At 45.5% G+C, this 11,842-nt stretch carries 6 protein-coding genes; 4 read left to right on the plus strand and 2 right to left on the minus strand.

Annotated features, from left to right (window positions below; translation table 11 throughout):
• The first annotated feature begins 3 nt into the window (after nt 1-3).
• Both WAE59_RS25710 and WAE59_RS25715 read left to right on the plus strand, forming a co-directional pair.
• The gene (locus WAE59_RS25710; RefSeq protein WP_337858885.1) at nt 4-402 is read left to right on the plus strand and encodes a LiaF transmembrane domain-containing protein; all 399 of its coding nucleotides are present in this window, start codon (nt 4-6) and stop codon (nt 400-402) included.
• A gap of 310 nt (nt 403-712) precedes the next feature.
• Nucleotides 713-3,133 carry a TonB-dependent receptor domain-containing protein gene (locus WAE59_RS25715; protein ID WP_337858886.1) on the plus strand — a complete coding sequence of 807 codons (2,421 nt, stop codon included), beginning with the start codon at nt 713-715 and terminating at the stop codon, nt 3,131-3,133.
• A 6-nt stretch (nt 3,134-3,139) separates the two neighbouring features.
• On the opposite strand, the gene WAE59_RS25720 is transcribed toward WAE59_RS25715, so the two are convergent.
• Nucleotides 3,140-3,754 carry an RNA polymerase sigma factor gene (locus tag WAE59_RS25720; RefSeq protein WP_337858887.1) on the minus strand — a complete coding sequence of 205 codons (615 nt, stop codon included), beginning with the start codon at nt 3,752-3,754 and terminating at the stop codon, nt 3,140-3,142.
• A gap of 400 nt (nt 3,755-4,154) precedes the next feature.
• On the opposite strand from WAE59_RS25720, the gene WAE59_RS25725 reads away from it, so the two are divergent.
• Together WAE59_RS25725 and WAE59_RS25730 are read left to right on the plus strand one after the other, a co-directional pair.
• Nucleotides 4,155-7,481, plus strand: coding sequence for an ATP-binding protein (locus tag WAE59_RS25725; protein WP_337858888.1), 3,327 nt, complete (start codon nt 4,155-4,157; stop codon nt 7,479-7,481).
• 584 nt (nt 7,482-8,065) lie between these two features.
• Complete coding sequence (locus WAE59_RS25730) at nt 8,066-8,548, plus strand: Lrp/AsnC family transcriptional regulator (RefSeq protein ID WP_337858889.1); 483 nt, start codon at nt 8,066-8,068, stop codon at nt 8,546-8,548.
• Between the two features lie 136 nt (nt 8,549-8,684).
• Here WAE59_RS25730 and WAE59_RS25735 read toward each other — a convergent pair whose 3' ends face one another.
• Nucleotides 8,685-11,525: a glycoside hydrolase family 2 protein gene (locus tag WAE59_RS25735; RefSeq protein WP_337858890.1), complete on the minus strand. Its 2,841-nt coding sequence runs from the start codon at nt 11,523-11,525 to the stop codon at nt 8,685-8,687.
• Nucleotides 11,526-11,842: the final 317 nt, after the last annotated feature.

Genomic DNA, 11,842 nt, shown 5'->3' on the forward strand with positions numbered 1-11,842 from the left:
GCAATGGAAAATTTCAATCAAAACAACAACAGGATAAATAAACACATTTTAGGCGGCGTTTTTCTGATCGCTATAGGCGCCATGTTTCTTTTAAAAGGATTCGGCATATTGATCCCCTTCTGGCTGCTGAGCTGGCATACCCTGCTCCTGCTTGCAGGTGCACTGATCGGATTCCGTAGAAACTTCAGACCAGGTGGCTGGATCGTCATGGTCCTGATCGGCAGTATTTTCACCCTAAGAGAAGTCCTCTTTTTTGACATCTCGGCTTACACTACAGCACTGGTTTTGATCGGACTGGGCATCTATGTGATGTTCAAACCGCGGAAGCAAAAATATTTCTACGATTTCAGCAATTGCAAACAGCGCGTTAATTTCGATAAACAACAGAACGCCAACGAATAAGCTGGTTAAGTCATCCAAAAGTAATCTCTAAATGCAGGGACATCTGTTTAATAATCTGTATCGTTTATTAAACAGAAGCGAGTTGAGGACGGCGGCGGGAAGGATAAGTGAGTCGGCGTGAAATGGAGTGAGGTGGAGCATAATTTAATTTTTAGGGATGACAAAGCCCGGATCTGAGAAGGTCCGGGTTTTGTGTTTTGGCACAAATGCAATAGAATCAATAGCATGTTATACATGGTACAGTGTAAAAAACACATCTATGTGTAACATATTAATTCGGCATGTAGTCTTAGTTAAAAATCAATGATGTATGTTCCAGAAGATTATATTTCCTTTTATTGCCTTCCTTAGCCTTGGCTCCTCCTCTTTTGCCCAAACAGCCGATAGAAAGCACAGCTTGAAAGCATTGCTTGTCGATTCGCTCTCCAATGCTCCGGCAGCTTTTGTTACCCTAACCGTCAGCAATGCTGCGAAGCAGTCTTTGAAAACGCAACTGAGCACTGCAGATGGCAGTATCGTCGTACACGGGCTTCCCTCGGGCGCTATGAATTTACGGATCGCTTCTATCGAGTACAATCCCAAAACAATAGCCATCATCCTGAATGCTGATCAGGACACCATCGATCTTGGCCGGATTTTTCTCGTCCGGGCAAATAACCAGTTGAAGGATGTGACCATCATGGCCGCACGCCCCCTGATCAAACAGGAAGCGGATAAACTCAGCTACGACCTGCAGGCCGACCCCGACAGTAAATCCAATACGGTTCTGGAAATGATGCGCAAGGTGCCAATGATTACGGTTGATGCAGATGATAACATCCAGCTCAATGGCAACTCGGCTTATAAAATCTTCATCAATGGCAAACCTTCCAGTTTAATGGAGCGCAACCCAAAAGATATACTAAAGAGCATGCCGGCCTCCTCAATCCAGAAGATTGAAGTGATCACAAGCCCTTCTTCCAAATACGATGCCGAAGGATTGGCTGGAATCATCAATATCATCACCAATAAAGCGCTGGAGAATGGTTATAATGGCAACATCAACCTCAGCGAACGCCATCCCCTCGGTGGACCCGCTCTCGGAGCTTCATTCAGCAGCAGATCGGGCAAACTGGGCTTTTCTGTCTTTGGTGGCGCAAGCTATGCCAATACGCCCACAACTGGCATCACCATATCAAGAACCGGTACAGAGGCTGATCCTTCAAACCTTTTTCAGTCCGCCGACCGGGAAAGTGATAACCAGAATGCTTATGTGGGCACAGAGCTGAGTTATGAACTGGATTCGCTAAACCTCCTTTCTGTACAATTGAATTTAAATGGCAGCAGTGGCAAGGGCGCATTCAGTCAGCATTCCCTGCTACAAAAGCACAATACTTTGTTGCAGCGCTATGACCTGACGACGGATAATGAAAACTCCGGTAAAGGTGCTGATGCAGCCTTAAATTATCAGCTGGGTTTCCACAGGAATAAAAGCCAATTGCTCACGCTCTCCTACCGCTACTATGGCTTCATCAATAACGATGCCTCTACACAGCTTTTTTCCAACCGCTTTGAATACAGCCTGCCCGATTTCAGACAACTCAATGAAAGTATCATGAACGAGCACACTGCCCAGCTGGATTACATCCACCCAGTTAAAAAACTGAGCATCGAAGCGGGCATCAAAGGCATCTTCCGCAGCAACGAAAGCGACTTTAAGTACATGACTAAGAACATTTCTGACGAGTTTAATGTAGACCCTTCCAAAACCAACACCTTTAACAATAGCCAAACGATCCTGGCTGCTTACAACTCGTACCAGTACGACTTTCAAAACGATTGGTCTCTCAAAGCGGGCATCAGGATGGAACATACCGCAGTGGATGCAGACTTTGTGTCGACTGCTTCGGAACTGACACAGAACTATTTCAGTATCGTACCTGCTGTGTCCCTGAGCAAGCGCTTTAAAACAACAGCCATCAGCTTCGGCTGGAACCAGCGCATCCAGCGCCCGGGAATCAACCAGCTCAACCCCTTTGTAGACCGTACCAACCCAATCTTTGAGACCACTGGAAACCCGGACCTCCGACCTACTAAAGGCAATGCACTGCGTTTTGGCTTCGACTGGAATAAAAAAGGATCATTAAACCTCAACCTGGTGTACAACTGGATCGAAGGACTGATCTTCCAGGTATCGGAATATGACCCGGCAAGTACCATCACCCGCACCCGCTTTGAAAATACCGGCAGCGCAAAAGCTCTAGGCGGCAATATCAACTTCAATTATCCCCTTAGCCAGGCCTGGAACATTAGCCTTAATGGCAACCTGATGCATGGATGGGCCACTGGCATGAGCGCCGGGATGCCCATTAAAAATCAGGGCTTCATGTACAGGGCAAACCTGACAACCGGGCTGCGTTTGAAAAACGACTGGAGATTGAGCGCCAGTGCCAACCTAAACGGCGGTGAACTGACCGTCCAACAGCAATCCAATGCCTTTGTGAGTACCGCTTTTAACATTAGTAAGGACATCATAAAGGACATCCTCAGCTTTGCCGCCTTCAGCAACAATCCCTTCAACCGATACCGCATGAATGTGACCGATCGATTCGGACCGAATTTTAACCAGGTCAACAACAGTCAACAGAATTTCCGGACCACAGGCGCAAGTATCAGCTACAAATTTGGTAAGATGAATGAAGCGATCAGGAAGAACAAACGCGGCATCAGCAATGACGATCTAAGCAATTGATTCCCATTAATTTATCCAGTCATCAACCTTTGTGCTCGCCAACAGAATCAGTATTCCGGAATCCTTCAGATTTACTTTTAAAGTTTTAAGTCCCTTGGTCAGATGCCCTTCTACAGTCTTTTCCGAAATCCCCATTTTTTCAGCGATCTCCGGAATACTCAGGTGCTGCACGCGGCTGTAATTGAACACCATTCTGCACTTTTCAGGCAGCTGCTCCACTTGCCCGCTAATGTATTCTTGCAGAAACCGTGCTTCGATCTTTTCTGGTTCTTCTTCAGGCTGCGTGCTTCCAAACACCCGCTGCTCAATCTCTCTTCTCCGGCGTTCCCTTTCTATCTGCTTGTAAACGGAGAACTTCACTGCAGTAGCCAGATAGTGCTGCAGGTTTCCTACCTCCAGCTGCTCCCTCCTGTTCCACACGCCAACAAATAGTTCCTGTACGATCTCCTGAGCAGCCGATTTATCCCTGGTATGATTATACGCGATGGCCAGCATCTTGCTCCAATAACTATTGTAGATTTCCCCAAAAGCAGTATGGTCCCCATGCTTCATCAGCATCACCAGTTCCTGATCGGTATATTTACGTTCAATAGCCATTTGGTTCTTATTTATTCCTGGCATTTTTAATGCAGGAAGTTTGCCTTATTAATTTAGGAATCGATAAGACAAACTTAGATAATAAATCTCTAATCGCCTACCGCCGCAATCTCTTTTTTCATCATTTCTGCTTTTTCTTCGTAACCATTTTTTTCTTGTTTACATTGCTCAATCGCGATATCGATATATTTGATGGCCATGGGTTTATCGCTTGATTTTTTTGTGAACGTTCTGGTTTAGCAGGCATCAATAACCAGTAATAGACAGAACAATATCAAATCAGGTTTTCCTTCGGCTTTAACCGAAGGAAAACCCTTAGGGATACGGCTGTGAGCTGCATATGTTGGGTAAGCGAACTAAATGCAATGAAGATTTTGATAAAAGATCTATTGATTTATCTTTACATTCAAGAATATTTTAATCTATGAGCATACCAGTATCAGCAGCGGAGAGCGATGAGCAATTTTTATCAGGCGGAGGAGAAATGGGCAAGCTGATCAGAACAATGGACTGGTCGAAGACAGCCCTTGGACCTATCGAATCCTGGCCACAAAGTCTCCGGACTTCTGTGAGTCTCTGCCTTTCCTCTACTTTTCCAATATTGATCGCCTGGGGGCCGGAAACCATCCAGATTTATAATGACAGCTATCGGCCAATATGCGGTGCCATGCACCCACAGTCGATGGGAATGAACTTCAGAATATGCTGGGAATCAGCCCTGGAAGTAGTTGGAGATAAATTTACCAGGGGCCAACAAGGTGAGGGTACCTATATTCAGGACCAAAGGATGTTCCTTCAACGGTATGGTTACCTGGAAGAGGCATTTATGACTTTCTCCTTTGCGCCGATCAGGGACGAATCCGGAGGCGTAGGAGGCATCTTCCATCCAATCACGGAAACGACTGAAAAAATGCTGAGCGGCAGACGTACACAAGTACTCCGCGACCTCGGAGCTGCCATCGGAAAGGCAAAAAGTGTACAGGAAATCGGCGCACTCACCCTCTCCCAATACGAGGCATATCAACTGGATATTCCTTTTATGCTTTTCTATGAACTGCGTGGGGAAGAGGTTGAACTCATCAGTTCAGCTGGTATACAATCCGGGGAAGCACTAGCACCGTTTCAGGCATCAACAGCAAATAGCAACTGGCCTTTTCAGGAATTAATCAGTCAGGATGAAATGCTCCAGGTGAATGATTTGGGGCAGATCTTTGGTGATTTTGACTGTGCGCCATACGAGGAAGCACCGCATACAGCGATGCTGCTACCGGTAAGGATCAGCGGTCAGGCCGGCTTATTTGGATTCATCATCGCTGGTGTAAGTGCAAGACGGGCGTTGGATTCCGCTTACCTGAATTTTTACGACCAGCTGGCTGCTACATATAATACTGCGATTTCCAATGTCTATGCTTATGAGCAGGAACAGAAACGTGCGGAAGCACTTGCTGCAATAGATCGTTCCAAAACTGCATTCTTTAGTAATGTCAGCCACGAGTTTCGTACCCCCTTGACGCTCATGCTCGGACCATTGGAAGAACTGCTCCAGCAAAGGGAATTGGATACTCAGGCCAGACTGAACGCAGAAGCTACGCACAGGAATGCCCTGCGTCTGCTCAAGCTGGTCAACAACCTGCTGGACTACAGTCGTGTAGAGGCAGGCCGTGTACAAGCTGTCTATCAGCCCGTGGACCTACCGGAAATGACCATTGATTTGGCAAGTAGTTTCCGTTCAATTATCGAAAAAGCAGGGATGAAACTTCATGTCCATTGCCCGGAACTGAACGATACAATTTATGCTGATCGGCAAATGTGGGAAAAGATCGTCCTCAATCTACTCTCAAACGCTTTTAAATATACTCTGGAAGGAAGTATCACTGTTAGCCTGGAGTCAGATGGCCACCAGGCTGTGCTGCGCGTGACCGATACCGGAGTGGGTATCCCCGATCACGAACTTCCGCATATGTTTGAACGCTTCCACAGGGTAGAGAATACTGCCGGACGAACTCATGAAGGAACGGGGATAGGACTTTCACTCGTGCATGAACTTGTACACTTGCACGGCGGTACCATAAGCGTAGCTAGTATAGAAGGTCAGGGAAGTACATTTACGGTCTGCATTCCTGCAGGGAAAGCACACCTGCCTGAAAAACAGATCATAGAAGACAAAAGAGACATCGACAGCAGTGCCATCAAAGGCGCGTTCATCAAGGAAGCCTACAGCCTGCTGCAGGATGAGGAAATGAATTCTTCAGATGCAGTAAGCCGAACCGCCACCGACCTTAATAACCAGCAGGACCACAGTACAGATAAAGCTACACACATCCTGATTGTAGACGATAACCATGACATGCGCAATTACCTGAAGCGTCTGCTGGAACCCTATTTTACTGTCCATACGGCGACGAATGGTAGAGCAGCACTTGGACATATCGCTGCCCAAGTACCGGACCTGGTACTCAGCGATATCATGATGCCGATCATGGACGGGAAGGTCATGCTGGAGCATATCCGTATGGATGAAAAAACATTGCGCCTGCCTGTGATCTTCCTTTCTGCAAGAGCGGGTGAAGAGGCACGTATAGACGGCTTGGAAGCAGGTGCAGACGATTACCTTGTGAAGCCCTTCTCTGCAGCAGAATTGCTGACAAAGGTTCGTGCGCAAATCCACATCAGCAAAACAAGGGGTCAGGCAGAGCAGCAGTTGGAAAAAATGAACAACACTTTGCAGCTGGCAATTGAAGCAGCCAATATGGGCATCTGGCAGACGAATCTGGCCACTGGCGATCTGCTCATCAATGAAAGAGCCCGTTATATCCATGGAATCGCTCAGGATATGGAACTCTCCTACCTCGATGCACTGGAGCGACTGATTGTACCGGAACATCTCGATCGCATGAGGAGGGCCATAGATACTGCAGTGCAGTATAAGGGTCGTTTCAATGAAGATTACCAGATCCTCCCATTGACTGGCGGCCCGAGAAAATGGCTGAACACAAGAGGAATGGTGGAACTCGATGAATTGGGGGAAGCCAGTTCAGTCATCGGTACCATACTGGATATCAGTGAAAGTAAGGAAGATGAGATGAGGAAAAATGATTTCATCGGTATGGTGAGCCACGAGCTTAAAACTCCGCTTACCTCCCTTATCGGATACAACCAGCTTGGCCTGCGCACGGCAGGGCGTAATGACGATACGATCAATGCGCCTATCTACCAAAAAGCTGGGGTACAACTCCGAAAAATGAGTGGTCTGATCAATGGTTTCCTGAATGTATCTCAATTGGAATCGGGTAAGATCATCCTCCGAAAGAGTAGTTTCCGCCTGGACGAACTGATCCGGGAAATGATAGCTGATATTGGCATTACAGCAGTTGAGCAAAAGTTTGAATCAGATCTTCAAGTGGTTGACATAAACGCCGACCGGGATAAGATTGGAACGGTAATGACCAACCTGCTGAGCAATGCGATCAAATACGGTGCTAAGAACAAACCCATTTTTATCAGTTGCGCTCAAAACGATAATATCGTTAGGGTAAGCGTGAGGGACGAAGGAATTGGTATCAAATCAAGCGATCTCGACAAGCTCTTTGATAGGTATTACCGTGTTGAAAGCAGTCAGACCCAACACATTTCTGGTTTTGGCATAGGGCTCTACCTAAGCGCAGAGATTATTAGACGTCATCACGGAAAAATATGGGCAGAGAGCGAACCTGGAGCAGGAACGAGCTTCTTTTTTGAGCTGCCTGCTTGATCCTCAGAAAGTAAAGTTCCGCCACCAATAATTCTGTATGCTTTACCACTATACAAAATTTTGGGAATTAAGGGAAATGGTGACGGAAACGTTTACTTTGCCTGCCATCCGACAAGGGCGTATAACAAATATTAATTGCTGCAAATTTCGATAAAAATGTTGCTGAAAGGTATATTTTGAGAGGAATGCGTAAAAAAGTTAAGATTAGCAGTAATTGTCAGAATTATATTCTAGTCCTTAGGATTGTAAATCGCCTAACTCAGAATATAATTTGTTTCAATTTTGGTTTTTAGAAGAATGTCAATCCTGGCCAGTCTAACCAATTGTGCAAATTTTCCACTAAATATTACAGGCATAGCGTTATGATCAAGTAAAATGCTTTGATTAAAACGAATGAAGAGCAATAAATGAGTATTTTATTAAAAACATATTTACTGCGATATGCCCGAACGCTCATCAAAATTTCCGTCCCAAAAAAAAACACGACAAAATTAAATTTGCTTTGCAAATTCTGACGGTTTTGAATATATTTGTTCCACTGATTTACCTGAAAGCGATTTTTTATATAAATTGATTTTTAGGCTATGAATACTTCTAGATTAGACCATACGGATTTACGTATGCTCATTCATTTGCAGGAGGACTCCAGAATAAGCAATAAGCAACTGGCGTCTAAGATGCATATGTCCTTAACTACCGTTAGCGAACGCATCCGCCGGTTGAGTAAGGAGGGATATATTAAAGGTTATACGACCGAATTAAACCGTGAAAAGTTCAACCTGGGCATGACTGTTTTTATACACGTACAGCTTTGGGATCATTCTGCCAATTGTCTGGATGACTTCAACAATACTGTAAGCAGTTGGGATGAGGTCCGTGAATGTTATCATATGTCCGGGCAATATGATTTTTACCTGAAGATTGTCATCATGGACATGCCTGCCTATAGTCGCTTTCTTACCACTAAACTGGCCAAGCTGCCTAACCTGGCACATTTGCAAAGTTATTTTGTGATTGCAGAAACCAAATTTGATACACGTCTGAAGTTGGACATACAGCAGCTGTAGTCTGTCATTTTATTTCCCCGGCAAGGTATACCCACTTTGCCGGTTTTCCATCGGATGATGGATCGGCGGGCCTAAAAAAACACAGCCGGCCTCTAAAGAGGCCGGCATGTGCAATTGTACTAAAACCTATTATCTTTTATTTTACCTTTTCCGAAAGTCCAGTTAAGGTCTTTTTATAATCGTCATTTTGAGGTTCCTTTTCGACCAATGTTTTTGCCCAGGCTAAAGCCTTTCTGAGTTCCGACTGGTCTGTACTGTGTTCCAATACAAAATTGGCATTGGTGTGCAGTGTTTGCAGGTTAGTCCTATCTTCATACTTTTCTGTAAAGTTTACAATTGCGCTCGCAAACTGTTTCCAGTCTTTACTGTAATAAAAGAACAGTTTAGCACGGGTCACATTGCGGTCTGCAGCAGTGGCATCGTATTTTGCGGTAATGCTTTTGGTAATTGCAGCCCAGTCCGGTGTGCTATCGCTTTCCTTCGCTTTGTTGACAACCGGATCGACCAGTTCTGCTTTGATTTTGTCGTCCAGTATTTTAAAATCCTGCACCGGAGCTGCGACTTCTGTACTGCCTCCTGTAGGTGAAGTTACCTCAACACTCTTGTGTTGATCTACTGCAGCCTTAAACATATTACGTTCCTGCTCAGTGATGTTGCTTCCATACTTGGACAGATACTCACTCGCAGCAGTCACGTAATTGCTCCAGTCCTGTGCATTATAAAAATGTACAGTCTTAGCACGCAAAAGAATCTCATCAGCAGGGGCACCATAGGGTTTAATTTTCACTGCGATGGAATTCCAGTCGACCTTTGACGGATCGGCCAGCATAGGCTCCATATCTCCTTTAAAGATCATGTTCATCATATTCACCGTATAGGCCCGATCACCCAGTGCCTTTTTAAATGCATCCGCATTTGCAACCATCAATTTAAATCCGGGATCAGTACTGCTCTTTGCAAACTGCACCACAGACTGGATATCTTCATCGCTTAAAGGTGCTTTCAAACCGGACAAATAAGCATTACCAGCAAGTTGTGCACCTGTTTTATCGCCGGCTTGTGATGCCATCATGGCCATTTGCTTTAAAAATTCGGGTGTCCGCTTACCATCGATGTACTGCTGAAGCATCTGGCTGTAAAGTTGTGCGGGTTCTGTCAGATCTGCATCCTGTGCATGAACATCTCCGATTTTCGATAACCAGGAAGGCGAAGTCAGATCGGGATTGAGCTGGCTGTGAATCTTGCGCAGTTCTGCAAAAGGGATTTTTATCACCTCACGGTCATAGGTCATCAGTCCGTTCTGTTCCGATTCGACATCAAATGGCTGGGTGTAAATGGATCCTGACATGCCTTCCGCCTCAAATAGTTTCAGGTGCTGGTTCATAATCGTATATTTTGCTTTCAGTCCAGCCGGTTTTTCCTGAACATATCCCCATTGCGAACCTGGATTCCACTGGTGGTTGGGAATAAAAACCCCGATACCCCCAAATTCACCTACCACCTGTGCTTTACCAGCTTGTTTCAGGGAATTCATCGGATCGGGATACGCGTGGACATCAGTCATGTCGGCAGCTACATAAGGATTTGTTCTTGCTGCACGCAATTGCTCATTGACGTACAGTAATTCCCCGGAATGACCATTCACGATCCTTGAAGGGTCGGTAGCTTTCATCCATTTGGTCAGGCGCTCCTGATCGTATTGTCCCCAGGCCTCATTGAACAATACCCAAGTCGTAATGGAAGGATAATTGTGCAACTGAGCCAAAGTCTCCTTTGCTCCTTGCTCAAAGGCTTCTTTTGCTCCCTCAGGTAAAGATTGATTGGGATTTACCATATCCTGCCAAACCAACATACCCAGTTGATCCGCATGGTAATACCACCTCGCAGGCTCGACTTTAATGTGTTTGCGAATGGTATTGAAGCCCATCGCTTTACTGGCCCTGATGTCAAAAGCCAGGGCTTCGTCCGTAGGTGCGGTGTATAGACCTTCCGGCCAAAACCCCTGATCCAGGGTACCCAGATTAAAATAAGGCTTATTGTTGAGCATGATGCGGTCTATTCCTTTGCTGTCTTTCGCGACTGATATTTTACGCATACCGAAGTAAGAGGAGATTTTATCGTTGCCCATGACTACGTTCAGGTCATAGAGATTCGGTGCAGCAGGACTCCATAACCGTGCATTTTTAAGCGCCAGGGTAATCGGACTATTGGCCTTTCCTTTTACAGTTTTGCCCTCTACAGTTAAGGATACCGGAGCATTGGTAATGGATTTTACGGTCACGCTGACAGTGCCCTTGTCAATATCCGGTGTGATGTAGAGGCTTTCAATATGTGATGCAGGGACCACTTCCATCCACACCGTTTGCCAGATTCCGGAGGTAGGTGTGTAGTAGATATTTTCTGGTTTCAGCACCTGCTTGCCATGTGGACCGACGCCCTCCCCACTTGGATCAAATACCTTAACGACAACTTCGTTATTCCCATCCTTCAATGCAGGAGTAATATCGAGAGAGAAGGCATTGTATCCCCCTTCATGACGTCCTACCTGTGTTCCGTTTACAAATACCGTTGCTTCATAATCTACGGCACCGAAATTCAACTTTACTTTTTCTCCTGCTTTCACTGTAGGTTTCGTAAAGCTGCGCTTGTACCAGAGCTGCTGTGATGGAAGCAAGGATTTCTTTACACCGGAAAGTGCCGATTCAATCGGATACGGCACCAGGATCTGCCCTTCCCAGGTAGATGGTTGGGCAGCTCCCTTCGCCGTAATGGCATAATTCCAGAGTCCGTTCAGGTTCGTCCAATTGCTCCGTACCAGCTGCGGACGTGGGTATTCTTTTAATGCGTTTTCTGGCGAAACCTCTTTCGCCCAACGGCTTTGAATGGTTACAGGCTGCATTTTCCAGCTCGTCTGGCTGTACCCGTTCAAGGTCAGGAAGCATGCGGTCAGGCATGCAGATAACTTTTGGTATTTCATTATTTGGTTCTATTTGCTGGACATTAAAATGTCCGTTTAGGTCTGCAGCCATTTTAAAAGCTGCATCCCATTAATGTGTATTTTTTTCGCTGTAAAATTGCGCTATTCCTTCTTCAGAATGTAAAACCTGGTACGAAGCCTTAAATTAGTTTACGGAATTAAAAAAATACAGACTTTTATTCTGAATGACAGATCCACTATCGGTACGATCAGAATAAAATTTCGAAGCAAATCGGCAGCCCAACTAAAATTTATACCTGACAAACGCCTCCATTGCCTCATAATCTGCGAGTCCGAGGTTATCATATGCCTGTGCA

Origin of the sequence: Pedobacter sp. GR22-6 (assembly GCF_037402555.1) — a bacterium.
GTDB lineage: Bacteria > Bacteroidota > Bacteroidia > Sphingobacteriales > Sphingobacteriaceae > Pedobacter.

Excerpts from the sequence above, each read along its gene's own strand:
- WAE59_RS25710 (WP_337858885.1), top strand. The coding sequence starts at position 4 with ATGGAAAATTTCAATCAAAACAACAACAGGATAAATAAACACATTTTA.
- WAE59_RS25715 (WP_337858886.1), top strand. The coding sequence starts at position 713 with ATGTTCCAGAAGATTATATTTCCTTTTATTGCCTTCCTTAGCCTTGGC.
- WAE59_RS25720 (WP_337858887.1), bottom strand. The coding sequence starts at position 3,754 with ATGCCAGGAATAAATAAGAACCAAATGGCTATTGAACGTAAATATACC.
- WAE59_RS25725 (WP_337858888.1), top strand. The coding sequence starts at position 4,155 with ATGAGCATACCAGTATCAGCAGCGGAGAGCGATGAGCAATTTTTATCA.
- WAE59_RS25730 (WP_337858889.1), top strand. The coding sequence starts at position 8,066 with ATGAATACTTCTAGATTAGACCATACGGATTTACGTATGCTCATTCAT.
- WAE59_RS25735 (WP_337858890.1), bottom strand. The coding sequence starts at position 11,525 with ATGAAATACCAAAAGTTATCTGCATGCCTGACCGCATGCTTCCTGACC.